This is a genomic window from Janthinobacterium sp. GW458P (assembly GCF_002127585.1).
GTDB lineage: Bacteria > Pseudomonadota > Gammaproteobacteria > Burkholderiales > Burkholderiaceae_D > Janthinobacterium.
This window is the reverse complement of the sequence record NZ_NEGZ01000018.1, coordinates 45885-72076: the sequence shown is the minus strand read 5'-3', so window position 1 is coordinate 72076 and position 26192 is coordinate 45885. Positions and strand designations below refer to the sequence as shown.

Annotated in this window: 22 protein-coding genes; 6 read left to right on the top strand and 16 right to left on the bottom strand. The window is 62.7% G+C overall.

Annotation, left to right across the window (positions count from 1 at the left end; all coding sequences use genetic code 11):
* The first annotated feature begins 5 nt into the window (after positions 1–5).
* On the top strand, positions 6–1493 hold the full coding sequence (locus tag CBW50_RS12810; RefSeq protein ID WP_086145910.1) for an aldehyde dehydrogenase: 1488 nt from the start codon (positions 6–8) through the stop codon (positions 1491–1493).
* Between the two features lie 97 nt (positions 1494–1590).
* Here CBW50_RS12810 and panB read toward each other — a convergent pair whose 3' ends face one another.
* The 6 genes from panB to CBW50_RS12780 form a co-directional block, all read right to left on the bottom strand.
* Complete coding sequence (gene panB / locus CBW50_RS12805) at positions 1591–2466, bottom strand: 3-methyl-2-oxobutanoate hydroxymethyltransferase (protein WP_172404750.1); 876 nt, start codon at positions 2464–2466, stop codon at positions 1591–1593.
* Between the two features lie 108 nt (positions 2467–2574).
* On the bottom strand, positions 2575–3051 hold the full coding sequence (folK, locus tag CBW50_RS12800; protein ID WP_086145909.1) for a 2-amino-4-hydroxy-6-hydroxymethyldihydropteridine diphosphokinase: 477 nt from the start codon (positions 3049–3051) through the stop codon (positions 2575–2577).
* Complete coding sequence (pcnB, locus tag CBW50_RS12795) at positions 3051–4430, bottom strand: polynucleotide adenylyltransferase PcnB (RefSeq protein WP_086145908.1); 1380 nt, start codon at positions 4428–4430, stop codon at positions 3051–3053. Before pcnB ends, folK begins: the two co-directional genes overlap by 1 nt.
* The gene (locus tag CBW50_RS12790; RefSeq protein WP_086145926.1) at positions 4423–5094 is read right to left on the bottom strand and encodes an HAD family phosphatase; all 672 of its coding nucleotides are present in this window, start codon (positions 5092–5094) and stop codon (positions 4423–4425) included. The genes pcnB and CBW50_RS12790 overlap by 8 nt, the downstream gene beginning before the upstream one ends.
* Positions 5094–5762, bottom strand: coding sequence for a DnaA regulatory inactivator Hda (hda, locus tag CBW50_RS12785; RefSeq protein ID WP_086145907.1), 669 nt, complete (start codon positions 5760–5762; stop codon positions 5094–5096). Before hda ends, CBW50_RS12790 begins: the two co-directional genes overlap by 1 nt.
* A 213-nt stretch (positions 5763–5975) precedes the next feature.
* Positions 5976–7058 (bottom strand): AI-2E family transporter, encoded by a 1083-nt coding sequence (locus CBW50_RS12780; RefSeq protein WP_086145906.1) that lies wholly within the window; start codon positions 7056–7058, stop codon positions 5976–5978.
* 188 nt (positions 7059–7246) lie between these two features.
* Here CBW50_RS12780 and purM point away from each other — a divergent pair, with 188 nt between their 5' ends.
* Complete coding sequence (purM, locus tag CBW50_RS12775; protein ID WP_086145905.1) at positions 7247–8290, top strand: phosphoribosylformylglycinamidine cyclo-ligase; 1044 nt, start codon at positions 7247–7249, stop codon at positions 8288–8290.
* A 115-nt stretch (positions 8291–8405) separates the two neighbouring features.
* Here the strand turns inward: purM and CBW50_RS12770 are convergent, their stop codons facing one another.
* From CBW50_RS12770 to CBW50_RS12755, 4 genes are all read right to left on the bottom strand, one after another.
* A complete protein-coding gene (locus CBW50_RS12770) occupies positions 8406–8927 on the bottom strand; it encodes a CHAP domain-containing protein (protein WP_086145904.1) in 522 nt (173 codons plus the stop codon).
* A gap of 41 nt (positions 8928–8968) precedes the next feature.
* Complete coding sequence (locus CBW50_RS12765) at positions 8969–9787, bottom strand: peptidoglycan-binding protein (protein WP_086145903.1); 819 nt, start codon at positions 9785–9787, stop codon at positions 8969–8971.
* A 340-nt stretch (positions 9788–10127) separates the two neighbouring features.
* On the bottom strand, positions 10128–11459 hold the full coding sequence (locus CBW50_RS12760) for an MFS transporter (RefSeq protein WP_086145902.1): 1332 nt from the start codon (positions 11457–11459) through the stop codon (positions 10128–10130).
* Positions 11460–11580: 121 nt separating this feature from the next.
* Positions 11581–13197, bottom strand: a complete 1617-nt coding sequence (locus tag CBW50_RS12755) for a GMC family oxidoreductase (RefSeq protein ID WP_216356349.1) — start codon at positions 13195–13197, stop codon at positions 11581–11583.
* A gap of 164 nt (positions 13198–13361) precedes the next feature.
* Here CBW50_RS12755 and CBW50_RS12750 point away from each other — a divergent pair, with 164 nt between their 5' ends.
* Entirely contained in the window at positions 13362–14219 is an 858-nt protein-coding gene (locus CBW50_RS12750) for an IclR family transcriptional regulator (protein WP_086145924.1), read from the top strand.
* A 123-nt stretch (positions 14220–14342) separates the two neighbouring features.
* Here CBW50_RS12750 and CBW50_RS12745 read toward each other — a convergent pair whose 3' ends face one another.
* The 6 genes from CBW50_RS12745 to CBW50_RS12720 all read right to left on the bottom strand — a co-directional run bounded on the left by CBW50_RS12745 (position 14343) and on the right by CBW50_RS12720 (position 22431).
* The gene (locus CBW50_RS12745; RefSeq protein ID WP_086145901.1) at positions 14343–15569 is read right to left on the bottom strand and encodes a 6-phosphofructokinase; all 1227 of its coding nucleotides are present in this window, start codon (positions 15567–15569) and stop codon (positions 14343–14345) included.
* A gap of 96 nt (positions 15570–15665) precedes the next feature.
* The gene (locus CBW50_RS12740; RefSeq protein WP_226935444.1) at positions 15666–17642 is read right to left on the bottom strand and encodes a S9 family peptidase; all 1977 of its coding nucleotides are present in this window, start codon (positions 17640–17642) and stop codon (positions 15666–15668) included.
* 161 nt (positions 17643–17803) lie between these two features.
* Positions 17804–19852 (bottom strand): sodium:solute symporter family protein, encoded by a 2049-nt coding sequence (locus CBW50_RS12735; protein ID WP_086145899.1) that lies wholly within the window; start codon positions 19850–19852, stop codon positions 17804–17806.
* Positions 19849–20163 carry a DUF4212 domain-containing protein gene (locus CBW50_RS12730; RefSeq protein WP_086145898.1) on the bottom strand — a complete coding sequence of 105 codons (315 nt, stop codon included), beginning with the start codon at positions 20161–20163 and terminating at the stop codon, positions 19849–19851. Before CBW50_RS12730 ends, CBW50_RS12735 begins: the two co-directional genes overlap by 4 nt.
* Complete coding sequence (locus CBW50_RS12725) at positions 20156–21694, bottom strand: sensor histidine kinase (protein WP_253251932.1); 1539 nt, start codon at positions 21692–21694, stop codon at positions 20156–20158. Before CBW50_RS12725 ends, CBW50_RS12730 begins: the two co-directional genes overlap by 8 nt.
* Complete coding sequence (locus tag CBW50_RS12720) at positions 21691–22431, bottom strand: response regulator transcription factor (RefSeq protein ID WP_086145897.1); 741 nt, start codon at positions 22429–22431, stop codon at positions 21691–21693. Before CBW50_RS12720 ends, CBW50_RS12725 begins: the two co-directional genes overlap by 4 nt.
* Before the next feature lie 241 nt (positions 22432–22672).
* Here CBW50_RS12720 and recA point away from each other — a divergent pair, with 241 nt between their 5' ends.
* The 3 genes from recA to CBW50_RS12705 all read left to right on the top strand — a co-directional run bounded on the left by recA (position 22673) and on the right by CBW50_RS12705 (position 26130).
* A complete protein-coding gene (gene recA / locus CBW50_RS12715; protein ID WP_086145896.1) occupies positions 22673–23776 on the top strand; it encodes a recombinase RecA in 1104 nt (367 codons plus the stop codon).
* 136 nt (positions 23777–23912) lie between these two features.
* The gene (gene recX / locus CBW50_RS12710; RefSeq protein WP_086145895.1) at positions 23913–24368 is read left to right on the top strand and encodes a recombination regulator RecX; all 456 of its coding nucleotides are present in this window, start codon (positions 23913–23915) and stop codon (positions 24366–24368) included.
* A 223-nt stretch (positions 24369–24591) separates the two neighbouring features.
* Positions 24592–26130, top strand: coding sequence for a class I SAM-dependent methyltransferase (locus CBW50_RS12705; RefSeq protein ID WP_086145894.1), 1539 nt, complete (start codon positions 24592–24594; stop codon positions 26128–26130).
* Positions 26131–26192 lie beyond the last annotated feature (62 nt).

The window sequence follows — 26192 nt, the reverse complement described above, 5'->3', positions numbered from 1 at the left end:
CGACCATGACGGAAAACACCAGTTGGCACGCACGGGCCGCAGAGATCAAGATCGATGGCCGCGCTGTCATCAACGGCGAGCGGGTCGCGGCCAGGTCCGGCCAGGTTTTCGACAATCTGTCGCCCATCGACGGGCGCTTGCTGGGACAGGTGGCCCGCTGCGACGGCGCCGACGTGGAGGCGGCCGTGCAGGCCGCGCGCGCCGCCTTTGACGACCGCCGCTGGGCGGGAAAATCGCCGGCGCAGCGCAAGCGGATATTGATCAAGTTCGCCGACCTGGTGCAGAAATACGGTCCCGAGCTGGCCCTGCTGGAAACCCTGGACATGGGTAAGCCGATCAAGTACAGCCAGAGCGTGGACGTGGGCGCCACGGCCAACTGCCTGCGCTGGTATGGCGAGGCGATCGACAAGGTCTACGATGAAATCGCCCCGACGCCCGCCAACAGCCTGGCCCTGATCACGCGCGAACCGGTGGGCGTCGTCGCCGCCATCGTGCCGTGGAATTACCCGATGATCATGGCTGCCTGGAAGATCGCGCCGGCCCTCGCGGCCGGCAACAGCGTGATCTTGAAACCGTCGGAAAAATCGCCATTGACGGCGCTGCGCCTGGCCGACATCGCGCTGGAAGCGGGCGTGCCGAAGGGCGTCTTCAACGTGCTGCCCGGTTACGGCAACGAGGCCGGTGCCGCGCTGGCGCTGCACATGGACGTCGATTGCATCGGCTTTACGGGTTCCACGCGCACAGGGAAATTGATCGTGCAGATGGCGGGCCAGTCGAACCTGAAACGGGCGTGGACTGAGCTGGGCGGCAAGTCCGCCAACATCGTGTGCGCCGATTGCCCGGACCTGGACAAGGCCGTCGCGGCCGCCGTCGGCTCCATCTTTTTCAACCAGGGCGAAAGCTGCAATGCGCCCTCGCGCCTGTTCGTGGAAGAATCGATCAAGGATGAATTTATCGCCAAGGCGCTGGCCATGCTGCCCCGCTTCCAGCCCGGCGACCCGCTCGACGAAGCCACGGTCATGGGCGCCATCGTCGACGCCACGCAGATGAGTACGGTGATGGGCTATATCGCGGCCGGCAAGAACGAAGGCGCGCAGCTGCTCGGCGGCGGCGACGCCGTGCGCCTTGATACGGGCGGCTATTACGTGCAGCCGACCATCTTCGGTGTGGACGCCGGCATGACGATCGCGCGCGAAGAGATTTTCGGGCCCGTGCTGTCCGTGCTGGGCTTTACGAATATCGCCGAAGCCATCAAGCAGGCCAATGCGACGCCATACGGCTTGCAGGCGGCCGTGTGGACCTCGGACATCAGCAAGGCCATCCAGACGGCGCGCGCCCTGCGCGCGGGCACCGTGCACGTCAACCAGTACGACGGCGACGATATCACCGTGCCGTTCGGCGGCTATAAACAGTCGGGCAACGGGCGCGACAAGTCGTTGCACGCGCTGGACAAGTACACGGAGCTGAAGACGACGTGGATACAGGTGGGATAGCGGAATTGTTGTCTTAAAAGCCTGGGGCAGACCCGACGGGTCTGACCCAGATTTTATTTGCGGACTAAAGTGCCAATCAGTGGCTCGCCAGGCACAATCAGAAGCAGTGTTCCAGCGCCGGGAAGCTGCCGTCCTTGACGGCCTTGACATAGCCGGTGACGGCGTCGTCGATGCTGGCCGCGCCTTCCATGAAGTTGCGCACGAAGCGCGCCTTGCGGCCTGGGAACACGCCCAGCATGTCGTGCATGACGAGGACCTGGCCCGAACAGTCGGGACCGGCGCCGATGCCGATGGTGGGGATCGTCAGCATGTCGGTCACTTCCTTGCCCAGTTGCGACGGCATGGCTTCCATCAGCACGATGGCCGCGCCCGCGTTTTGCAGCGTCAGCGCGTCGTTTTTCAGTTCGGCGGCGCTTTCCGTGCTCTTGCCCTGCACTTTATAGCCGCCCAGCTGGTGCACGAATTGCGGCGTCAGACCGATGTGGGCGCAGATGGGGATGCCGCGCTCGGTGAGGAAACGGACGGTCTCGGCCAGCCAGGCGCCGCCTTCGATCTTGATCATGTGCGCGCCCGCCTGCATCAGGATGACGGCGTTGGCGTAAGCCGTTTCAGGCGTGCCGTACGCGCCGAACGGCAGGTCGGCCAGGATCATGGCCGACTTGCTGCCGCGCGCCACGGACGCCGTGTGGTAGGCCAGTTCGGCCACGGTGACGGGCAGGGTGGAGTTGAGGCCGTTGCAGACCATGCCGAGCGAATCGCCGATCAGCAGGATCTCCACGCCGCAGCGGTCCATCAGCGACGCGAAGCTGGCGTCATAGCAGGTCAGCATGGTGATCTTTTCACCGGCGGCGCGCAGCGTGGCCAGGGTATGGATGGTCACGGCCTTGTTGGCGACAGGCTTGGATGGCGCCGGCGCCGGTGTGGCGGCCTTGTCTTTGGCGGCCAGATCTGTTCCTTGCAAATAAGCGGACATAGGTATTCTCTAGAGTGAAAGGGGGGTTATGCTATTGCGACGCCGCTAGTGTAGTACTTTATATGGCGGCGTGCAGGGGCGGCATTGTAGAGCAATGCCGCGTGGCGCTCAGAGCTCGCTGATGGCCTGGTCAGCGACGCCCGCCAGGTAGTGCTGCGCCGGCCCGCGTCCCGGCACGACGATGGCGGGCGCCAGGGCCAGCAGCGGCACCAGCACGAAGGCGCGCTCGGTGAGGCGCGGATGCGGTACCGTCAGGGTGGCGCTGGCGATCTGTGCATCGCCGTACAGCAGCAAGTCCAGGTCCAGGGTGCGCGGGGCGTTGCGGTAGGGCCGTTCGCGCCCGTGCGCCGCCTCGATGGCATGCAGGGCCTGCAAAAGCGCTTCGGCCGGCAGGGTGGTCGTGATGCGCGCCACGGCGTTGATATAGTCGTCACCGCTGGAATCGATGGGCGCCGTGCGGTAGCTGGCCGAGGCGTCCACGAGGGATGCGCCGGGCAGGCGCGCCAGGCGCGCGATCGCATCCTGCACGTTCGCGCGCGCATCGCCCAGGTTGGCGCCGATGCCGATGTAAGCGATAACTTGCATTATTCGCCGCTGGTGCTGCCGGTGGAGGTGCTTCCGCCGCCGGTATTCGATTTGCTGCGCGTGCTGCGGCGTGGCGGGCGCTTTTTCTTGGCGGCGCCCGGTGCGGCATTGGCGCTGACCAGCAGCGCTTCGCGCGTTTCCTCGTCGCCCTCATAAAAGGCCGTCCACCATTCGCCGATGTCCATGTCGATCTCGCCCGAGGCGCAGCGCAGCAGCAGGAAGTCGTAGCCGGCGCGGAAGCGCAGGTGCTCGAGCAATTTGTACGGCGCCTTGCCGACCCGGCGCTCGAAGCGCGGCTGCATCGACCAGATGTCGCGCATGTCGGAACCGATCTTGCGCTGCAGGGCCAGTTTTTCCGTCTGCGAATCGAGCACGTCGTCGGCCGCCAGGTGCAGCGCGGGGATGGTCGACTCGCCGGCGGCGCGGTAGGCCGTCCATTTTTCCAGCACCTGGTGCCACAGCAGCGAGGCAAACAAAAAGCCCGGCGAGACGGTCTTGCCGGCGGCGATGCGCTGGTCCGTGGCGTCCAGCGCCAGGGTGACGAATTTCGCGCCCAGCGGCTGCTCCAGCACCACGTCGAGCAGCGGCAGCAGGCCGTGGTGCAAGCCTTCCTTGCGCAGCTGCTGCAGGCACGCCAGCGCGTGGCCGCTCATCAGCAGTTTCAGCATTTCGTCGAACACGCGCGGGGCCGGCACGTTGTTGATCAGCGGCGCCATGACGGGAATCGGCGCGGCCGTGTGCGGCTCGATGGTGAATTTCAGCTTGGCGGCGAAGCGCACCACGCGCAGCATGCGCACGGGGTCTTCGCGGTAGCGCTCTTCCGGCTTGCCGATCATGCGCAGGGTCTGGGCGCGGATGTCTTCCACGCCGCCGTGGTAATCGAGCACTTCCTGCGTGGCCGGGTTGTAGTACATGGCGTTGATGGTGAAGTCGCGGCGCAGCGCGTCCTCGTGCTGCAGACCGAAGGTGTTGTCGCGCAGGACGCGGCCATGTTCATCCTTGGGCGCGGAGTCGGCGCCGGCGCCGCGGAAGGTCGTTACTTCCAGCAAATCCTGGCCGAACATCACGTGCACGATCTGGAAGCGCTTGCCGATGATGAAGGCGCGGCGGAACAAGCGCTTCACCTGTTCCGGCGTGGCGTTGGTGGCGATGTCGAAGTCCTTGGGTTTGACACCCAGCAGCAGGTCGCGCACGGCGCCGCCGACGACGAAGGCCTCGAAGCCCGCTTCCTGCAGGCTGCTGGTGACGCGGATGGCATTCGACGACACCAGTTTCGGGTCGATTCCGTGTTGCGCGGGACCGAGCACGATGGGGGCCGTGGTGTCGCGCGCTGCCTCTTTTTTAACGCCGAGGATCTTGCGGATGAATTTTTTAATCATTGAATAAGTGGAGTGATGGCCAGCCGTGGAGGGATGCGTGTGCGCTCAAAGCGGTGTTGGGGTTGGTCGCGACCGGGTGGGTCACGACCGACAGCAGGGGAATGTCGTTGTGCGAATCGCTGTAAAAATAGCTGCGCTCGAACTGCCCCAGTTCCTTGCCCATCTTTTCCAGCCAGGCGTGGGTGTGGGTCAGCTTGCCCGCGCCCAGGGTCGGCGTGCCCAGCAGCTTGCCCGTGACATTGCCTTGCGCGTCATATTCGGGCATGGCGGCCAGCAGGTGCTCGACGCCCAGCGCATCGGCGATGGGCTTGGTGATGAAATGGTTGGTGGCCGTGACGATGGCCAGCAGGTCGCCCGCGTCCTGGTGCTGTTTCAGCAGTGCGACGACTTCCGGGCGGATGGCCGGCAAGACCACTTCGGCCATGAATTGGCGGTGCAGCGCTTCCAGGCGTTCGCGCGGAAATTGCGCCAGGGTGCCGAGCGAGAATTCCAGGTATTCCACCGGGTCGAGCGTGCCGGCCTGGTATTGCGCGAAAAATTCGTCGTTGCGGCGGGTGAATTCGGCGGCGTCCACGGCACCGATGCGTACCAGGAATTCGCCCCACTCGTGATCCGAGTCGATGGGCAGCAGGGTGTGGTCGAGGTCAAACAGGGCCAGATTCATCATTCTTTCGCTTCCGCCTGCAGCAACTCGCGCAACAATGGCAAGGTGATCGGGCGTTGGGTTTCAAGGGAGTAGAGGTCGAGAGAGTCCAGCATCGTCGACAGCGAACGCATGTCGCGCCGGAAATGGGACAGCAGATAGGGTAACACGCCCGGCGACAAGGTCAAGCCGCGGGTGGCGGCCGCCTGGGTCAGGGCGGCGATTTTTTCATCGTCCGTCAAGCCATGGATCTGGTAGATCAGGCCCCAGCCCATGCGCGTGCGCAAGTCTTCGCGCACGGGCAGCACGGCGGGCGGCACGGCGCCGCTGCACACCATGAAGGCTTGGTTGGCGCGGATTTCATTGAACAGGGCAAAGGCGTCGATCTGCGCCAGCGGCGACAGTTTTTCGCAGTCGTCGAGCAGGTACAAATCCACGTCGGGCGAATACACGAATTCGGACTCGATCGAGAATGGCGAAATATAGCGCGCGCGCTCGGTGCTGGCCAGGGCCTTGAGCAGGTGGCTCTTGCCGGCGGCCAGTTCGCCCCACAGGTAGGCAAAATGCTCGCGCGAGGTGCGCGCGGCGAACTGGCGCATCAGCTGCGCCACTTCGGCATTCTGTCCCACCTCGAAGGTATCGAGGCTGTGCGCCTGGTCTGTGCCTAAATCGAGCACCAGTTGTTTCATGGCGTACGCCTTGTCCTGTTTTTCATTACTGCTTGTGCGTCGTCGTCGCTGTTATTGGATTTTTATTAATTTAACATTGTAGTCGTATCGAGCGCCTGACAAAAGCGTAGCGAGCGGCAGCGATTTGTGGCCGAGAAGCGCAACCATACTTGAGTACGGTGAGCATTGCCGGCCGCAAAGTGCGACACGCAGTAGCTTATGTCAGTCACCTTGTCACGCATTATAGAAGGTGCTGGACAGGTAGTGGCGTCTTAGATGCTTAAAAGCGACCATCAGGACGGCAGAAGCGGGTAAAGCGAGTAAAACGCCGACGAAACCAAACAATTGTCCGAAGGCCAACAAAGCGAAGATCACGGCCAGCGGATTCAGGCCGATGCGCTCGCCCACCAGGCGCGGCGTGAGGAAAAAGCCTTCGATGACCTGGCCGCAGCCATAGATGACGGCGACGGCGATGACGCCGCTCCAGTCGGCAAACTGCAGCAGGGCGGCGATCAGCGCCAGCACCAGCCCCAGGCCGAAACCCAGGTAGGGAATGAAGACCAGCAAGCCCGTGATGATGCCCACAGGCAATGCGACCTCAAAACTGGCGATGGCCAGCGCCACCGAGTAATACGTGGCCAGCACCAGCATGACGAGCAGCTGGCCGCGCAGGTATTGCGCCAGCAGGGTATCGACTTCCTGCGCCATGCCCACGGTGCGACCGACCCAGCGGCGCGGCACGGCGCCGGCGATGCGCGCCAGCATCGGATGCCAGTCCAGCAACAGATAGAACAGCACCACGGGAATCAGCACCACGGTGGCCAGCCAGCCCAGCACGGCCGTGCCGCCGATGCGGGCCGAGGCGAGCACCGTGCTCCAGATTTCATCGCCGCTGGTGGCCATCTGCTGACTCAGCATGCGCTTGATGCCCGTGCCGTCGAGGCGCACGCGGATGCCCAGGTCGCGCAGTTTCGGCGCCAGCAACTCGTTCGCCTTGCTCAGGAATTGGGGGATTTGCGCCTGCAGCAGGGGGATTTCCTTTTGCAACACAGGCACGACGATCAGCACGAGCGCCGTGATGGCGAGGAAAAACAACACCACGACGACCAGCACGGCCAGCGGCCGCGGCAAATGAAAGCGCTTGTAGTGCAGACGTTGCAGGCGGTCCACGCCGGGATTGAGCACGTAGGCGAGGATGGCGGCGGCCAGGAAGGGCGTCAGGATGGGGCCCAGGCTGACGAGCAGCAGCAAAAATGCCAGCCAGACCGCGATCCAAAATGCTGTCTGCTTCTGTTCGGCGGTGATGGCGAATGGCATGTGGTTTATGCTGTTGCGTTAAAAAAAGGCAGTTAATTACGAAATGGCGGGGCAGTTTGATAAAATAGCGACTTGATCGACCGAATTCACCCGCTGGCGCTTTGCCGCACGATGTTGAAGAACATGGTTGCGCGCGCGTGCCGGCGGGTATCCGCCTTCTATTTTACCGCCTCCGCTGCCACCACACCATGAACCAGACTTCTAATGTTTCCCTTTCCTACCGTGACGCTGGCGTCGATATCGACGCAGGCGACGCTTTAGTCGAAGCAATCAAGCCGTTTGCCAAGCGCACCCTGCGCGAAGGCGTGATGGGCGGCCTGGGCGGTTTTGGCGCCATGTTTGAAATCAGCAAGAAGTACAAGGAACCGGTGCTGGTCTCGGGCACCGACGGCGTGGGTACCAAATTGCGCCTGGCGTTCGAACTGAACCGCCACGACACGGTCGGCATCGACCTGGTCGCCATGAGCGTCAACGACATCCTGGTGCAAGGCGCCGAACCGCTGTTCTTCCTCGACTACTTCGCTTGCGGCAAGCTGGACGTGGCGATTGCCACCGACGTCATCAAGGGCATCGCCCAGGGTTGCGAACAGGCGGGTTGCGCGCTGATCGGCGGCGAAACGGCGGAAATGCCGAGCATGTACCCGGCCGGCGAATACGACCTGGCAGGTTTTGCCGTCGGCGCCGTGGAAAAATCGAAAATCATCGACGGCACCAAGATCGCCCCGGGCGACGTGGTGCTGGGCCTGGCCTCGTCCGGCGTGCACTCGAACGGTTACTCGCTGGTGCGCAAGATTATCGAAGTGGCGAAGCCGGACCTGGAAGGCGACTTCCATGGCCGTAAGCTGGCCGACGTGCTGATGCAGCCGACGCGCATCTACGTCAAGCCGCTGCTGGCGCTGATGGACGCCATGGAAGTCAAGGGCATGGTGCACATCACCGGTGGCGGCCTGGTGGAAAACATCCCGCGCGTGCTGCAGTCTGGCCTGGTGGCTGAGCTGGACTCGAAGGCATGGACCATGCCGCCGCTGTTCACATGGCTGCAGCAGCATGGCGGCGTGGCTGACGCCGAAATGCACCGCGTCTTCAACTGCGGCATCGGCATGACCGTCATCGTTTCGCCGGAAAACGCGGACGCCGCTATTGCCCAACTGCAAGCGGCTGGTGAAACTGTTTCGCGCATCGGCACCATTCGCGCCCGCGTGGGTGACGAGCACCAGACGATCGTAATCTGAGCGTTACTGGCGCTGAGCGCATGTGAGGCAAGGTATTCTTGCCTTGCCTCACACTGGCAGGAAAGAAAAGCAGGCACGCTGTCGAGTGCCTGCTTTTTTTATGCCGCTGCTGGCGTCACGCAAACAGGCGGATGTACGATTTGGTCAGCGACGGCGCGCGTACTTTTTCCCATACGCCATCCCCGCTATTGCTGTCGCGCTCACCCTTGCCGTTGGTATTGCCTTCGATTGTCATGATCGCACTAGCTAGAGAAGGTTGATCCTTGATGACCAAGCCAATATGTGAAAAGTCGTAGACAACGAAATCGCCCGCCCTGGCGGCTTCAGTTTCTGGTAATAGCTCGATGTTTTTCTGTGCCGCCCACTTTTCCCAGCCAAATGCACTGGCGTCACGGCAGCGCCATTTTTCGGCAGCGTTGACGGAATCGATGCCCAAGGCGTCACGCACGCTTTCTTCGTGCAGCCACTCGCGCATGAGCCAGGCTGTAAAGGCTGCGCACCAAGGCCAGGCACCCGGCATCATCCAGGTCGCTGACTGAAACTCTTCGATCCGCTGTCCGGTGTTATTGATGGGGCCTTCGCGCACCCCTTTTTCTTTACGTGCAAGAAAAATGAGTTTTTCTATGCTTGTGTTCATGATCGCGTCCTTTCGTGAAATTGCATACCAGCGCAGGTTCGCTATTGGAATCCATTATTGATAAGTTTTTCTCCGACTAAATATGCGGAAGTAAAGCGTTCCAGGCCATTGCTGCCATTATTAACCTGCTTTCTGGCTAAAATAAAGTTGTGTTGCAATAATGCTTGTTTTATTTTTATTTGTTTATCCGCGAGAAAAAGAGCCAGGATATTGGCCGCACATTCGGGCATATTCGCACGCTCGGGCGCATTCAGTAAATCTTGCGATGGCGTCAAACGCGTTCCATAGTGTGCATAATTGTCGCGACCTGTTAATTGGATGAAGCCACGGCCATGAAAGCGGTCGCCGTCGGGCGGCCCCTGATTACCCAGACTTTTTTTGTAGTCATACAAATCGTAGGGCCGTCTGGAAGAGGGGGAGGTGTTGTATCTGGAAATGCCTTCATCGACAGGCAAGAATGCTTCTGTTTCTGCACGGATGGTGGCTAACGCGGCCAATACCATGATTTTGTCTCCCAGGCCATGATTGCCCAATGCATCGAGCACAGGCGGCAGATAGCGCTTGATGTTATCGATGCGCGTATCGGGAAACATCTGGCTCACCACTTGGACTGAAACTTGTGCCCTGACGTCAGGCAAGTCATCGTTGTCGCACAGGTCAAGCAATGACAAGGTACGGGGGCCAGCTTCGCCATCAATGAGCAAGCCCTCGCTTTCCTGGAAGGCGGCTACGGCGGCGGCCGTTGCCTGCCCGAACATGCCATCTTGCGCACCGGGATTGAACCCGCGTTCCGCCAGAGCCGATTGCAGGGCCACAACATCGCTGCCACTGCTATTGATTTTCAATAGACTTTTTTTCATTACTCCTCCTTATTAAAATTATTTCCTGCCCGAGTAGAAAATTACGTGTGATTATTTTTAATTGGCAGGGGTCCTGGAGTTCTGTTTTTTTTGTCAGGGCATGCGTTATTAAATTCGGAAGGTTATGGTAGGTCCTGCTGGTCCTGGTGGTTTGATGAATATCAAATGGACCTGTTTTTATAAAAAATCCTTTCCGTGAAAATAAGAAAGTTTTTGAATGAATATATGTTCTGGTGAGTTGGCTTGCAGTAAATGTGCTGGCGTGTATGATTATATGGAGGCGTCCATGCAGAAAAGCAGGCCTCTCTGCAGGACCTGCTTTTTTACGTCCAGCTCCAGCTTACCTCGCGTGCGCCGGCTTCATGCGGCCGTCGGGCTGCGAACCGCCCTTGCCGATCATGGCCACGCTGACGGCCGAGACGAGGGAGGCGAACAGGATGTAGCCGACGATGTGCCACGGCTCGCCATTGCCCGTCTTGAGCAGGTAGGTGGCGATGATGGGCGTCAGGCCGCTGGCGAAGATGCCGGAGAACTGGTAGACGAAGGAGATGCCCGTGTAGCGCACCCTGGCGTCGAACAGGTCGCAGAACAGGGCCGCCTCCGGGCCGTACACGGCCGAATACAGCACGCCCAGCGGGATGATCACGGAACACCACAGCAGCAGCGGATTGTCGGCGTGATGCAGCATGATCCAGAAGGCGGGGATGGCCGACACGCCCGTGATCAGCGAACCCCAGAAGAACACCTTGCTGCGGCCGATGCGGTCCGACAGGCGGCCGAAGAAGGGGATGCAGAAGCACATCACGACGGCCGACGCCATCACGCCCATCAGCGCTTCCGTGCGGGCGATCTTGATGGTGTTGGTCAGATAGGTGATGGAAAAGACGCCGAAGATATTGAAGAACACGCCGTCGATATAGCGCGCGCCCATGCCTTTTAATACATTGCCCGGATAGCGTTTCAGCAGGTCGAAGAACGGAATCTGCGTCTCCGCGTTCTTTTCCTTGACGGCCTGGAATTCCGGCGTTTCCATCACGTTCAGGCGTATCCACATGCCGATGAAGACGAGGGCGGCCGATAAAATGAAGGCCACGCGCCAGCCCCAGGACAGGAACTGCGCGTCCGTCAGGCTGTAGGACAGGATGGCCACCACGCCGGAAGCGAGGCACAGGCCGATGGCCAGGCCGATCTGCGGCAGGCTGGCGTAGAAACCGCGCTCCTTCGGCGGCGCATATTCGTACGCCATCAGCACGGCGCCGCCCCATTCGCCACCGAGGCCGATACCCTGCAGCACGCGCAGGAACAGCAGCAATCCCGGTGCCCAGTAGCCGATGTGGTCATAGGTGGGAAGCACGCCGATCAGGAAGGTGGAGACACCCATGATCATCAGCGTCATCACCAGCATGCTCTTGCGGCCGATCTTGTCGCCGAAGTGGCCGAAGATTACCCCGCCGATGGGGCGCGACAAAAAGCCCACGGCGAAGGTGCCGTAGGCCAGCATGGTCGAGACGAGCGGATCGCCGCCCGGGAAATACAGCTTGCTGAATACAATGCCGGCCACCACGCCGTACAGGAAGAAGTCATACCATTCGATGGTGGCGCCGATCACGCTGGCCATCACGACTTTCCGCAGCTCTTGGGCCTTTTTCGGATTGTTCGTATTGTTTTCCATAATATCTAGTCTCCAATCGATATCGATTATGTGTTTGATGCCTGGCTTGTCGCCGGGTCATTGGGGGCGGGGCCGTCTGTCCGCCGCTAACATCCTCCTTGCCGGGAATGGAATGGGTGGGTCAGGCCGCCTGCGGCAGGCGCACGGCGTCCGCCAGGATCATGTCGGCCGCTTTTTCGGCGATCATGATGGTGGGCGCGTTCGTATTGCCCGAGACGATTTCCGGCATGATCGAGGCATCGACCACGCGCAGGTTCTGCATGCCGTGCACGCGCAGGCGTGCGTCGACGACGGCCAGTGCGTCATGGCCCATCTTGCAGGTGCCGCTGGGGTGATAGATGGACTGGCTGAAGCGGCGCGCCGCGTCCAGCAATTCCGCATCCGTCTCGAATTGCGGGCCGGGCACGAACTCGGAAAGGATGTGCGGCGCCAGCGACGGCGCGGCGGCGATCCTGCGCGCCACGCGCAGGGCGGCAATCGCCGTCTGCTGGTCGCGCGGGTCGGACAGATAATTTGGATAAATGCCCGGGTAGGCGAGGGGATCGCCGGACTTGATCGATACGTGGCCGCGGCTGTGAGGGCGCAGCTGGCACACGGACGACGTAAACGCGGAAAACGGATGCGCGCCTTCGCCGGGCTTGTCGGCGCTCAGCGGCTGCATGTGGAACTGGATGTCGGGCCGCGCCACTTCCGGCGAGGATTTGGTAAACACCGTCACCTGGCTGGCCGCCAGGGTCAGAGGCCCCGAGCGCGAGAACACATATTGCATGCCCACCCACAGCCTGCCCCACAGGCTGTTGACTTCATCGTTGAGGGTTTTCAGCCGGGTCTTGAAGACGAGGCGGATTTGCAGATGGTCTTGCAGGTTCTGTCCCACGCCGGGCAAGTCGTGCACGAGGGGCACGCCCACTTCCTCGAGCAGCGCGCGCGGCCCCACGCCCGAGCATTGCAGGATTTGCGGCGAGCCGATGGCGCCCGCGCATAAAATCACTTCGCCGCTGGCGCGCGCCTGGCGCAACTGGCCATTCTGCCGGAACTCGATGCCGACGGCGCGCTTGCCCTCGAACAGCACGCGCGTGATTTGCGCCCGCACTTCCACGCGCAGGTTGGCGCGCTTGCGGGCAGGGCGCAAAAAGGCTTTCGCCGTGCTGCAGCGCAGGCCCTTGCTGGCCGTCTGCTGGAAGTAGCCGACGCCTTCCTGCGTGGCGCCGTTGTAATCGGCATTGAAGGGGATGCCGCTTTCCGTGGCGCCGGCAATGAAGTGTTCCGCGATGGGGCGGCGCAGGCGCAGGTCCGACACCTTTAACGGACCGCCCACGCCGTGGTAATCGCTGGCACCGCGTTCCTGGTCTTCCGATTTTTTAAAATAGGGCAGCACCTCGGCATAGCTCCAGCCTGCATTGCCCAGCTCGGCCCAGCGGTCGTAGTCTTCCTTCTGGCCGCGCACGTACAGCAGGCCGTTGAGCGAGCTGGAGCCGCCCAGGACCTTGCCGCGCGGCCATTGCAACTGGCGCCCGGCGATGCCGGCGTCCGCTTCCGTGCGGTAGCACCAGTCCAGCTTCGGGTCGTGCATGGTCTTGAAATAGCCGACCGGCACGTGTATCCAGGGATTGTTGTCCTTGCCGCCCGCTTCCAGCAGCAATACCCGGTGGCTGCTGTCGTGCGACAGGCGGTTGGCCAGCACGCAGCCGGCGGAACCGGCGCCGACGATGATGTAGTCATATTGTTTTTGCAACATTGTGCTTGTCTCCTGCGTTGCGGTATCTCAGCCGCCTCGATGGGCGTTTTTTGCGATACACTGGTCTTTATTGATTATTTTTGGAACGTTTTGTTCCATTTATAAAAGACGTGCAGCACCGGGACAAGCGGAAACCACCGCATATGCGAGAGGTGAAACAGAACATGCATGATGCGTTTCAAAAACGGCAGGCTGGGGCCGACGAAGACCGCCCGGCGGGCGGCGTGGTGGCTGCCCATGCGGCGGCCAGCCATGGCGACGAGGCGCGCGGCTTGCGCGTGCTGCGCCTGATCGAGCATCTGGCCAGCGCCAGCCAGCCCTTGACCCTGTCGCAACTGGCGGCGCGCATGCAGGTGCCCAAGGCCAGCATGATGCGTCTGCTCGATACCCTGGAGCAACATGGCTACGTGCTGCGCACGCCCGTCGGGCGCGGCTATGTGCCTGGGGCGGCGTCCACCAACCTGGCGCTGGCGACCCTGCGCAACAACGCCCTGATCCGCGTGAGCCGCAGCATTTTGGGCAGCCTGGTGGCGGCCACGGGCGAGACGTGCAATCTGGCCATTCCCGAGGGCAATGCGGTGGTGTATGTGGACCGGGTGGAAACGCAGGAAGCGCTGCGTTTGCACCTGGTGCTGGGCACGCGCGCGCCCATGCATTGCACGGCGAGCGGAAAACTGTTCCTGGCGCACATGACCTTGCTGGAGCGGCGCGCATTGCTGGCCATGCTGACCCTGCAGGCGCGCACGCCGAAAAGCATCACGGACCCCGTGCTGCTCGAGCGCGAGATCGTGCGCATCGCCCGGCTGGGCATCGGTATCGATGACGAGGAATTCGTGCACGGCATGGTGGCAGTGGCCGTGCCCATCTGCGCGGCCGACGGGCGCATCGTGGCGGCCGTGGCCTGCCACGCGCCCGTGGCGCGCAAGTCCGTGGAGCAATTGATGCAACATGTGCCGCAGCTCAAGGAAGCGGCCGTGAAACTACGGCCGCTGCTGCTGGCAGAAACGGTTCACAACACCTAACAAAACCGTAGCGAGCGGATGTGAGTCGTGACCGAGACGCGCAGCTGTGCTGGGCACGGGGCCGCCGAGGCAGTGAGCATCGCAGGCCGCGACGCGCGACACGCAGTAGGTTTGGTCAGGTGGTTAAGGCTTCAAGACCTTCGCCACCTTCGCCGCCCGCAAGCGGAACGCATCGGGCATGCCCGAGCCCAGCAGCGGGCGCAGATACAGCCGGAAAGCATCGGTGACGTCCGTGCCGCTGGCGCTGATGAACTCGTCTTCCATGGTGCGCGTCCTGCCCGCCACGTCCGTCAGGGGCAGCAGTTCGTAGTCGACGGAATAAAAGCCCGTGCGCTTGATGGCGACGGAACCGTCGCGCTCGCCCCACATGGCGAACTGCACCGCTTTTTCGCCCACTTCGCGGGCTTCGCGCTGGTCGACATCAGAGACGCAGCCGATGAAGGAGCGCTGCAGATAGCCGAAGGTATCGCCGCGCACGCGCTTGATGCCGAGCTTGGCTTTGATTTCATCGCACAGCAGGTCGGCCAGCGCGCCCGTGCCCGACAATTGCACGTTGCCGTGCGCATCGCGCTCGACTTCGTTGCCCACCTGCCTGGCCAGCAGGCTGGCGATCGGCTCGCCGGACGCATCGTGGATGCCTTCCGAGACGGCGATCACGCAGCGTCCGTACTTGGCATAGGTGGCCTTCACGTCGGCGAGGAATTGATCGAGCGCAAAGACGCGCTCGGGCAGGTAGATCAGGTGCGGGCCGTCGTCCGGGAACTTCTTGCCCAGCGCCGAGGCGGCCGTCAGAAAGCCCGCGTGACGGCCCATCACCACGCCCACGTAGACGCCGGGCAAGGCCGCGTTGTCGAGGTTGGCGCCGGCGAAGGCCTGCGCGACGAAACGCGCGGCCGAGGGAAAGCCGGGCGTGTGGTCGCTGCCCACCAGGTCGTTGTCGATGGTCTTCGGGATGTGGATGCAGCGCAGCGGATAGCCGGCCTTGTGCGCTTCCTCGCTGACGATGCGCACCGTGTCGGACGAGTCGTTGCCGCCGATGTAAAAGAAATGCTCGATTTCGTGCGCGCGCAATACTTCGAAGATTTGCTGGCAATAGGCAATATCCGGCTTGTCGCGCGTGGAACCGAGAGCCGAGGACGGCGTGGCGGCCACCAGTTCCAGGTTATGGCTGGTTTCCTGCGTCAGATCAACAAACTCTTCATTGATGATGCCGCGCACGCCGTGCAGCGCGCCATACACGCGCGTGACGTGCTGAAAACGCCGCGATTCGAGCACCACGCCCACCAGCGACTGGTTGATGACGGCGGTGGGGCCGCCTCCCTGGGCGACAAGAATTTTTCCAGACGGCATGAGATTTCCTCGGAAGTGGCACGGCCCTCCAGCCTACTCCTTTTTGGCCGGGGCGTTGTCTTTTCCCATATGCATCAACAGCGCCGGCGTGCCAAGTTATTGACGGTGGCTGCCTGGCCCGATATTGCGGTCCAAGAATGTCTCCACGCGTTGCCAGAAATCGTAGCGGGTGGCCGGCAAGGCCCAGCCGTGGCCTTCCGTGGCGTATTCGACCCATTCCACCTGCGCGTTGGTCTTGCGCACGGCATCGTAGAACTGGCGGCCATGGGGCAGCGGCACGCGCTGGTCGGCGCTGCCATAGGCCAGCAGCAAGGGTTGCGTGATGCGCGCCGCCTGCTGCAGCGGCGAGGTGGCCCGGAACTGGGCCGCATCCTTGACGGGGTCGCCGATCAGCACGGGCATGCCGTATCGGCGGTAGTGTTCGGACACGTCCGAGTAGCCGCCCCAGCTGCCATTGCGCAGCAGCTCGATGTCGGTGACGCCGGCCCAGTCGATGCCGCAGCGGAACAGGTCCGGATCGTTGATCAGGCCCATCAATGCGGCATAGCCGCCGTAGCTGGCGCCGGCGATGCAGATGCGTTGCGGGTCGGCGAGGCCTGCGGCAATCGCCCAGCGCGCGCCATCGGCGATGTCGTCCTGCATTTTCAACCCCCATTGCTTCCAGCCTGCCTGGAAGTGATGCTGGCCATAGCCCGTGCTGCCGCGGTATTCCGGTTCCAGCACGACATAGCCGCGCGAGGCCAGGAATTGGCTCTCGGCATTCCAGTTCCAGCTGCCGCGCATCCAGGGACCGCCATGCACGAGCACCACCATGGGACGTTTTTTTGCCCCGCCATTGGGGATGGTCAGCCAGGCGGGAATGTCGAGGCCATCGCGGGCCTTGTAATGACGCAAGTCCTTGTTCGCCATTTGCGACGGCAAGATGGCGGGACGTGCGCTGCCCAGCACGCTCAAGCTGCCCGTCTCGCTGTTGAACAGACGATAAGTGATCGGCATGGTGTCGGAAACGCTGCGTACCAGGATGAATGGCGTGGCCGAACGCCAGCCGGTGGACAGGCTGTTGACGCTCGTGGGCAACAAGGCATTCACCTGCTTTTGCATGGCCTGCATTTTTTCATCGAACCACTGCGTGGTTTGCGCATCGGTTTCATAGCGCAGACCCAGCAGGCGGCCGCTGCCGCCCAGCATTTCCACCTGCACGTCGAAGTCGGGCGAGGCGGCCAGGGGCGCGTCATCGAAACGGTTTTTTTCCAGGTCGTAGCGGTACAGGGCCAGCTTGTCGCCGCCATGGCGGGCATGCACGTACAGCGCGCCATCCGGCGCGAAGAAGGCGGGCGTGAACGCATCCTTGCCACCGCTGTAGGCGTCGAAGCGGGCCAGCGTGCGCCACGGCGCTTCGGCGCTGTCGCGGTAATGGATTTCTTCCTGGGCGCCGTTGCGTACCTGTGCGACGCGCAGCTGGCCCTGCTTGTCGAACAGCCAGTTGCGCGTGCCGGGCGGCTGCGCGATGGTTTTGACGATGCCGGTACTCGTATTGAGGCGCAGCAACGCCAAGTCATTGACTTCGCCAGGGCGCGTAAATTCGGGTTGGGTGACAAACACGTCGTCCGATTGCTGGTCGCCAATACTTTCAAGCAGGAACGTATTCCATGGCAGCAACAAGATGGCACGCTTGTTTTGCCGTACATCGGTGCGCGTGACCAGTTGCCGGTAATTGCTGCCGTCTGCGTTGACGGCGTACAAACCGGGGCCGTAGCGCAGCGCGCCCTGCGCCAGTTGCCGGTCCGCCAGGTCGAAGACCAGGCGCTGATCATTTACCCAGCGAAAGTCATTCACGTCGGCATCGCTGAAAAACGCCACCACCTTGACCTGCATGCTCGCCAGGTCCAGCACGGCCAGACGCACGCGTTGCCCGCCAGGCGCCACGCGCACGGCCAGGCGGCGGCCGTCGGGAGAAAGGATGGCGCCGCTGAAGGAACTATTCTCGAAAAAACTTTCGATGGGAATCCGTGTGCCCGCTGCGGCCGCTGGCGCGGCATCGGTCGCCCATGCGGCTGGCGCCGCGGTCAACATGCTCAATGATGCGAGTAGTACAACTGCCCAATGTCTGCTAAACATGTTTCCCTTGTGGAAATTATCTTAATGCAACATATTATCATTAAAGTAATATCGGTCAACGTGTCTCGCAGTGGCGCGGGAGACTGAACGAGCGTTTGCCGGAGGTTATGCGCCCCTCACTCCGGCGCGCGGATATGGTCGACCAGTCCCGTGCTGCGCCGTCCCGGCGCCGGCGTCAGCCAGCTGGCCAGCACGGCGGCGGCCAGGCCGGCCGGCACGCCGAAGATGCCGGCGGAAATCGGTGCAATATGAAACCATTGTCCGCTCGCATTGCCTCCCAGCATGGTGCTCGTGTGCAGCATGTAGTACAGGCAGACGCCAAAGCCCGTGAACATGCCGGCCAGCGCGCCCTGGTAATTGGCGCGTTTCCAGAATACGCCCAGCACCAGGGGCGGGAAGAGGGTCGAGGCGGCCAGCGAAAAGGCCACGCCCACGAGCGAGAGGATGTCGGCCGGCTTTTGCGAGGCGGCATATGCGGCGATGAAGGCCACGGCCAGCAGCAGCAATTTTGAAATCGTCACGCGCTTCTGCGTCGAGGCCGTGGGATCGACCACCTTGTAATAAATGTCGTGCGACAGGGCGTTGGAGATGGCCAGCAGCAAGCCGTCCGCCGTCGACAGGGCGGCGGCCAGGCCGCCGGCCGCCACCAGGCCGGAAATCACGTAGGGCAGGCCGGCGATCTCGGGCGTGGCCAGCACCAGCACGTCGGCGTCGATGGAAATTTCCGCCAGTTGCACGATGCCGTCGCGGTTCACGTCGACGATGCTGATCAGGGGGCTGAGCTTGTCCACATTGGCCCAGTACGACACCCACGTGGGCAGGTTCGCGTATTGCGTGCCCACCAGCGCAGAATAAATATCGTACTTGACCAGTACGGCCAGTGCGGGAATGGTGAGGTAGATCAACAGGATGAAAAACAGGGTCCAGAACACGGAGACGCGCGTGTCATGCACCGAGGGCGTGGTGTACGATCGCATCAGGATGTGGGGCAGGGCGGCCGTGCCCAGCATCATGCAAAACACGAGGGCGAGGAAGTTGTTGCGCTTGATGTCGGATTGCGCGCGGTCGGCCGCGGGGAAGGGCAGTGCATGCGGCGTGATCGGTTCGGCGCGCTTCTGGTTGTGCGCCTGCGCGGCTTGCCACAGCATGTGCGCTTCATCGGGACTTTTCGGATAGGCGATCAGGGTGCGTTCCGCATTGCGGATGTCGAACAGCGAGGCATTGCGCTGGCGCAAGCCATCGAGCTGGCGCTGGGCGGCCAGGTGGCCTTGCTCCCAGGACGCGGGCAAGGCGTCGATGCGCGCCTGATAGCTTTGCGCGCGCTGGCGGAAGATAGTGCGCACTTCGTTTTCTTTCGGGTCCGCTTCCAGCACGTGTTCGCGTGCGCTCAGCTGCGGCAGCACCTTGCCATAGGCGATTTGCGGCACGGGATTGTCCGCATGCTTGACGGACAGCCACATGGCGGGAATCAGGAAGGCGACGAGGATGATGATGTATTGCGCCACCTGCGTCCACGTGATGGCGCGCATGCCGCCAAGAAAGGAGCACACGAGGATGCTGGCCAGGCCCAGGAAGATGCCGACGGAAAAATCCACGCCCGTGAAGCGCGAGGCGATCAGGCCGACGGCGTAGATTTGCGCCACCACGTAGGTGAACGAGACGATGATGGTGGCGGCCACGGCCACCACGCGCACGCTGGCGCCGCGGCCGTCCGCGCCGCTGCCGTAGCGGGCGGCGAGGAAATCGGGAATCGTGTACTGGCCGAAGCGGCGCAGGTAGGGCGCGATCAATAGCGCCACCAGGCAATAGCCGCCCGTCCAGCCCATGATGAAGGCCAGGCCGTCGAAGCCGTTCAGGTACAGGCCGCCCGCCAGGCTGATGAAGCTGGCCGCCGAGATCCAGTCGGCGGCCGTGGCCATGCCGTTGAACATGGCCGGCACGCGCCGCCCCGCCACGTAGTATTCGGTGACGTTCGAGGTGCGGCTGATGACGCCGATGGTGGCGTACAGGCTGATGGTGGCGAACATGAACAGGTAGCCGATCCAGGCGCGCGGCATGCCTTCCTGTTCCAGCACCGTCAGGGCCAGCAGGAAGGCGGCGAAACCGCCGGCAAACAGCAGGTAGTAGCGGCACAGGCGCGCAAAGAACGTGCGCTGGCCGCTCATGCTTGCTCCTCGGCATGAAAAGCCCGGTCCAGGCGCCGCATGCGCCACGCATACACGGCGATGATGGCCAGGTACACCAGCGAGGCGCCCTGGGCCGCCATGTAGAAGGGCAGGGGCCAGCCGAACAGGTTCAGGTGCAGCAGCTCGCGCGCGTAAAACACGGTCAGAAAGCCCGTCAGCAGCCAGATGGTCAGGAGGATGGCCGTCAGGCGCCGCGTTTTTTTCCAGTGTGCATCGCGGCGCTGCTGCAGTTCGGGGCTGGGCGCTTGCGACGGCCGCGAAGGCGCGGCAGGAGGGCTGGGCTTATCCATACGTGATGTCATCCTCTTCGGGCGGGTCCGGCAGCAGCAGGGCGACGCTCAGGCGCAGCAAGGTGCCCGGCAGCTTCGGCGAGTGCGCGCGCGGATTGTGAAAAATGTCGACTTCAGCGCCGTGCTGCTGGGCAATTTCGCGCACGATGGCCAGGCCCAGTCCGCTGCCGTCGACATTGCTGCCCAGAATGCGGTAAAAGCGCTCGAATACGTGGGCCCGCTCGGCCGGCGCAATGCCGGGGCCCGTGTCCTCGACTTCCAGGATGGCCAGCTCCAGGGTGCTGCGCACGCGCACGGTCACGCTGCCACCGGCCGGCGTGTAGCGCAGGGCGTTGTCGATCAGGTTGCTCAGCAGTTCGCGCAGCATGATGGCGTTGCCGGAAATCATGATCGAATACGCGGGCTGCTCGAAGCCCAGGTCGATATGTTGCGCAAACGACGCTTGCACCCAGTCCTGCACCACGCCGCGCGCCAGCTCGCTCAGTTCGATCGGTTCGAATGCCGTGCCCGCCTGCGGCTGGTTTTCCGCGCGCGCCAGGGCCAGCAGTTGGTTCACCAGCCGCGTGGCCGCTTCGGAACTCTTGGCCAGCTGCAGCAGCGAACGGTGGATTTCGTCGTGGTCGGTCTGGCGCAAGGCCAGCTCGGACTGCATGCGCATGCCGGCCAGCGGCGTTTTCATCTGGTGCGCCGCATCGGCGATGAAGCGCTTCTGCATGTCGATCGACAACGACAGCCGCGCCAGCATTTCGTTGAGCGAACCGACCAGCGGCGTGATTTCCTCGGGCACCTGGCCCGACTCGATGGGGGAGAGGTCGTCGGGCGGCCGCGCGCGTATGCGTTCCTGCAATTGCGCCAGCGGCGACAGGCCGCGCGCCAGGGCAAACCAGACCAGGGCCAGGATCACGGGCAGGATGATGAACTGCGGCAAAATCACGCCCTTGATGATTTCATTGGCCAGTTGCGCGCGCTTTTCCAGCGTCTCGGCCACCTGCACCAGCGCGCGGCGCGGCTCGTCGTCGGTGCTGGACGGCATGTCGAGATAGGTGAACGCCACGCGCACGGGCGTGCCGTGGATGGTGTCGTTGCGGAACAGCACCGTGCCGCTGCGGTATTTGTCGGGGTCCTGCGGCGGCGGCAGGTCGCGGTCGCCGTCGAGGTATTCGCCACGCCCCCCCACCACCAGGTAATACAGGGTGTCGACGTCGTCGCCGCGCAGGAAATCGCGGCCCTGCTTGCCGCCAGTGTTTTCCGGCAGGCGGCGCAGCACTTGGCCGTCGGCCTGTTTTACCTGCTGCGTCAGCACGGTGACGCTGTCTTCCAGCGCATGGTCGAAGGGCTGGTTGGCGATGCTCTTGGCCACCAGATAGGTGATGGCGATGCTCATCGGCCACAGCAGCAGCAGGGGCGCCAGCATCCAGTCGAGGATTTCGCCGAACAGCGAATGCTCGATGGTGTCATCCTGCTCCGTGGTGGGCGGCTCGAACCAGTCGTCTTCCGCCGCCTCGTCCGCGGGCGCCTCGCGCGCCTTCACTCGCTGGCGGGCGTGTTGGCGGGATTGCCCGCGTTGCCAGCCTCAGCCGCTTCGGCGTGCAGGCGCGCCTCCGAGAATTTTTCCAGGCAGTAACCGAGGCCCCGCACGGTGGCGATGCGCACGCCGCCCACTTCGATTTTCTTGCGCAGGCGGTGGACATACACTTCGATGGCGTTGTTCGACACTTCCTCGCCCCATTCGCACAGATGGTCGACCAGTTGCTCCTTGGATACGAGGCGGCCCGTGCGACCGAGCAGGATTTCCAGCAAGCCCAGTTCGCGCGCCGACAGGTCGAGCATCTGGTCGTTGATGTAGGCGCTGCGGCCCACCTGGTCATAGCTGAGCGGCCCGTGCTTGATGATGGTGGCGCCGCCACCGGCGCCGCGGCGCGTCAGGGCGCGCACTCTTGCCTCCAGTTCCGACAGGGCGAACGGCTTGGCCATATAATCATCGGCGCCGAGGTCGAGGCCATTCACGCGTTGCTCGATGGAATCGGCGGCCGTCAGGATCAGTACGGGCAGCAGCGAGGCGCGCGCGCGCAGGCGGCGCAGCACTTCCAGCCCGGACATTTTCGGCAAGCCCAGGTCGAGGATCAGCAAGTCGAATTCCTGGGTGGACAGGGCCGTATCGGCTTCCTGCCCGTTTTTGACGCAGTCGATGGCATAGCCCGACTGGCGCAGCGAACGGGTCAGGCCATCGGCCAGTACGCTGTCATCTTCGGCAAGTAAAATACGCATGGTGAGACTTCCTCGGCTTGCGGCATAGAAGCTTGTATTGTGTTTCATTTTCCGCAAGGTGGCGAGTTTTTGTGAAAAACCAGGCTTGTATTGATCTGTTTCAAAACAAATCCACGTTCCGCTTGCATTGATCACTGTTTTTTTATACAGTACTGTCTGTGTAAAGAATTTAACCCACTGGCGCCATCGCAGGCTGCAGGATTCCAGTCAATCCGCAACTGTAGAACGGCTGAAAGAACATATGGACGATAAAAAAGCTGTAGTACCCGCATCGGAAAAAGCCAAGGCGCTCGCCGCCGCACTGGCGCAGATCGAGAAGCAGTTTGGCAAAGGTTCGGTCATGCGCATGGATGCCAGCGCACCGATCGAAGAAGTGCAAGTCGTGTCGACCGGTTCGCTCGGCCTCGATATCGCGCTGGGCGTGGGCGGCTTGCCGCGCGGCCGCGTGGTGGAGATCTACGGTCCGGAATCGTCGGGTAAAACCACGCTGACCCTGCAAACCATTGCTGAAATGCAAAAACTGGGCGGCACCTGCGCCTTTATCGATGCCGAGCACGCGCTCGACGTCGGTTACGCGCAAAAGCTGGGCGTGAACCTGCATGAATTGCTGATCTCGCAACCGGACACGGGCGAGCAGGCACTGGAAATCTGCGACGCCCTCGTGCGTTCGGGCAGCGTCGACCTCGTCGTCATCGACTCCGTGGCCGCGCTGACGCCACGCGCCGAGATCGAAGGCGACATGGGCGACTCCCTGCCGGGCCTGCAAGCCCGTCTGATGTCGCAGGCGCTGCGCAAGCTGACCGGTTCCATCAACCGCACGAATACCCTGGTCATCTTCATCAACCAGATCCGCATGAAGATCGGCGTGATGTTCGGCAGCCCTGAAACGACCACGGGCGGCAATGCCCTGAAATTCTACGCTTCCGTGCGCCTGGACATCCGCCGCACCGGCTCGATCAAGTCCGGCGATGAAGTGATCGGCAACGAAACCAAGGTCAAGGTCGTCAAGAACAAGATCGCGCCGCCGTTCAAGGAAGCGCACTTCGACATCCTGTACGGCGCCGGCACCTCGCGCGAAGGCGAAATCCTGGACCTGGGCTCGGACGCCAAGATCGTGGAAAAATCCGGTTCGTGGTACAGCTACAACGGCGAACGCATCGGCCAGGGCAAGGACAACGCCCGCGCCTTCCTGCAAGAGCGTCCGGCGCTGGCCCGCGAGATCGAAAACAAGGTCCGCGCTTCGCTGGGCGTGCGCGAACTGCCGCCGCTGGCCGCTGACAAGCCGGAAAAAGCGGATAAAGCCGCCGACAAGGCTGCCAAGGCGGAAGCCAAGGCCGCCGAGTAAGCTGCCGTCAGCCACCATTCGCGCTTGCGGATGGCGGCTGGGCAAGGTGTGACCATGATCGCCGTCCCGCGCTGTTGCGCCGGGCGGCGATTGTGTTTGGGTGATGTGATCGTGGAATGAAAGACAAGGTGGGTGTATGGCCGCAGTACAACTAAGCCTGAAAGGCAGGGCGCTACGCTTTTTGTCGATGCGCGAACACAGCCGCATGGAATTGCGGCGCAAGCTGCAGCGGCATGCGCAGGAGGGCGACGATGTGGAAGCCTTGCTCGACAGCCTGGAAAAGGCCAACTGGCTGTCGCAGGAGCGCTTTTCCGAGTCGCTGATCCACCGCCGCGCAGCCCGCTTCGGCAACAGCCGCATCATGGCGGAACTGCAAAGCCACGGCATAGGCGGCGAAGCGCTGCAGGAACTCAAGGCGGGCCTGGCTGAAGGGGAAGTTGCGCGCGCCTGCGAGGTATGGCGCCGCAAGTTTGGCCAGGTGGCGCAGGATGCGGAGCAGCGCAACAAGCAGATGCGCTTCCTGATGCAGCGCGGCTTTTCCCAGCGCGCCGTGCAGGTGGCCCTGAAGGGGCTGGATCCCGAGGAAGAATAAGATATTCCGGGCATGTCGTTCCGGCCTGGCCGGCAAGGCGCGCGGGCCGGGCGGCCTTGGATTGCCGGCGGGCCGCCGAGCTGCCGCCGTCGCCGCCTTGTCTTCGCGAACCGCGCTGGCAAACATCGCCTGCTCCCGGTTTGCGCCCCGGTGGCGATCGGTTATTCTTGCGGCTGAACGATGCGCAATGGGTGCACCGCCACTGATCGTGACAGGACGCGAAATGAGCAACTGGAATAACGGCTATATGGCTGAAATCGCCTATACCTATGGCTATTATGAAGAATTGAATCCCTTGCGCCTGCGCCTGCCGCTGCTGGCCGCCGGTCTGGCCCTGCCGGGCAGTGGCACGGCCTGCGAGCTGGGCTTTGGCCAGGGCGTCAGCGCCAACATCCATGCCGCGGCATCGGCCACGCGCTGGTATGGCAATGACTTTAATCCGGCACAGGCCGCATTTGCCCAGGAGCTGGCCAGCGCCGCCGGCGCCGGCGCGCATTTCACGGACGAGTCGTTCGCGCAGTTTTGCCGCCGCGAGGACTTGCCGGATTTCGACTTTATCTGCCTGCATGGTATCTGGAGCTGGGTGTCGGCGGAAAACCGTGCACTGATCGTGGACTTCCTGCAGCGCAAGCTGAAAGTGGGCGGTGTCGCCTTCATCAGCTATAACACCCAGCCTGGCTGGGCCGCGATGATGCCGATGCGCGATTTGCTGGCCGAGCATAGCCGCGTCATGGGAGCCCCAGGCCAGGGCGTGCTGGCGCGCATCGATGGCGCACTCGATTTCGTCGACAGGATGATCGCCACGCAACCGCGTTACCTGAAGGCCAATCCCCTGCTGGCGGACCGCTTCGAGAAGCTGAAGGCGATGGACCGCAATTATCTTGCACACGAGTATTTCAATGCGGACTGGCAGCCGATGGCCTTTTCCAGGGTGGCAGCCATGTTGAGCGAAGCCAAGCTGGAGTTCGCCGCTTCCGCCACCTATACCGATCTTGTCGACATGCTCAACATGACGGCCGGGCACCAGCAATTCCTGGCCGATATTCCCGATCCCATCCTCCGCGAAACGACGCGGGCTTTCCTGGTCAACCAGCAATTTCGCAAGGATTACTGGGTCAAGGGCGCGCGCACGCTGACGCCGTTCGCCCAGGCCACGGCCTTGCGGGCCGTGCGCGTGATGCTGGCCGTGCCGCGCGACGAGGTGGTGCTGAGCGTGCATGGCGTGCTGGGCGACGCCGATATGGACGCGCGCGTGTATGCGCCCGTGCTCGATGCCATGGCTGACCATCGCGTGTGCACGATCGGCGAGCTGGAGCAGCAACTGGCTGGCACCGACGCCAATCTGGCTGCCTTGCTGCAGATCATGTTGATTTTGATCAGCAAGGGCAGCGTGCTTGCCGTGCAGGACGCGGCCGACATTGCCGTGGCGCGGCCGCAGACGGCACGTCTGAACGCGCATTTGCTGGAGCAGGCGCTGGCAAGAACCGACTTGAGCAGCCTTGCCAGTCCCATGACGGGGAGCGGCGTGTTTGTATCTCATTTACAACAGCTGTTCTTGTGGGCGAAAATGCAAGGATGGCAAGTGCCGCAAGAATGGGTGCGCGAGACGTGGCCCGTGCTGATCCGCCTGAACCAGCTGCTGACGCGGGACGGGCAGCCCTTGTTGACGGAAGAAGAGAATCTGGCGGAACTGTTGCAGCATGCCCGCCATTTTGCCGCGCGCACCATGCCTGTTTTGCGGGCGCTGGGCGTGACGGACTGACGCAGCGCGCCACCTGGCCTGCGCGGGCACCCGGTGTTATTTGCATCGTGAATGATGGTCAT

Coding starts and splice junctions, on each gene's coding strand:
- CBW50_RS12705 (WP_086145894.1), top strand. CDS start 24,592: ATGAGCAACTGGAATAACGGCTATATGGCTGAAATCGCCTATACCTAT.
- CBW50_RS12760 (WP_086145902.1), bottom strand. CDS start 11,459: ATGGAAAACAATACGAACAATCCGAAAAAGGCCCAAGAGCTGCGGAAA.
- CBW50_RS12770 (WP_086145904.1), bottom strand. CDS start 8,927: ATGAACACAAGCATAGAAAAACTCATTTTTCTTGCACGTAAAGAAAAA.
- CBW50_RS12740 (WP_226935444.1), bottom strand. CDS start 17,642: ATGTTGACCGCGGCGCCAGCCGCATGGGCGACCGATGCCGCGCCAGCG.
- hda (WP_086145907.1), bottom strand. CDS start 5,762: ATGAAACAACTGGTGCTCGATTTAGGCACAGACCAGGCGCACAGCCTC.
- CBW50_RS12755 (WP_216356349.1), bottom strand. CDS start 13,197: ATGTTGCAAAAACAATATGACTACATCATCGTCGGCGCCGGTTCCGCC.
- CBW50_RS12780 (WP_086145906.1), bottom strand. CDS start 7,058: ATGCCATTCGCCATCACCGCCGAACAGAAGCAGACAGCATTTTGGATC.
- CBW50_RS12810 (WP_086145910.1), top strand. CDS start 6: ATGACGGAAAACACCAGTTGGCACGCACGGGCCGCAGAGATCAAGATC.
- pcnB (WP_086145908.1), bottom strand. CDS start 4,430: ATGATTAAAAAATTCATCCGCAAGATCCTCGGCGTTAAAAAAGAGGCA.
- CBW50_RS12765 (WP_086145903.1), bottom strand. CDS start 9,787: ATGAAAAAAAGTCTATTGAAAATCAATAGCAGTGGCAGCGATGTTGTG.
- CBW50_RS12745 (WP_086145901.1), bottom strand. CDS start 15,569: ATGCCGTCTGGAAAAATTCTTGTCGCCCAGGGAGGCGGCCCCACCGCC.
- purM (WP_086145905.1), top strand. CDS start 7,247: ATGAACCAGACTTCTAATGTTTCCCTTTCCTACCGTGACGCTGGCGTC.
- recA (WP_086145896.1), top strand. CDS start 22,673: ATGGACGATAAAAAAGCTGTAGTACCCGCATCGGAAAAAGCCAAGGCG.
- panB (WP_172404750.1), bottom strand. CDS start 2,466: ATGTCCGCTTATTTGCAAGGAACAGATCTGGCCGCCAAAGACAAGGCC.
- CBW50_RS12735 (WP_086145899.1), bottom strand. CDS start 19,852: ATGAGCGGCCAGCGCACGTTCTTTGCGCGCCTGTGCCGCTACTACCTG.
- CBW50_RS12730 (WP_086145898.1), bottom strand. CDS start 20,163: ATGGATAAGCCCAGCCCTCCTGCCGCGCCTTCGCGGCCGTCGCAAGCG.
- folK (WP_086145909.1), bottom strand. CDS start 3,051: ATGCAAGTTATCGCTTACATCGGCATCGGCGCCAACCTGGGCGATGCG.
- recX (WP_086145895.1), top strand. CDS start 23,913: ATGGCCGCAGTACAACTAAGCCTGAAAGGCAGGGCGCTACGCTTTTTG.
- CBW50_RS12790 (WP_086145926.1), bottom strand. CDS start 5,094: ATGAATCTGGCCCTGTTTGACCTCGACCACACCCTGCTGCCCATCGAC.
- CBW50_RS12750 (WP_086145924.1), top strand. CDS start 13,362: ATGCATGATGCGTTTCAAAAACGGCAGGCTGGGGCCGACGAAGACCGC.
- CBW50_RS12720 (WP_086145897.1), bottom strand. CDS start 22,431: ATGCGTATTTTACTTGCCGAAGATGACAGCGTACTGGCCGATGGCCTG.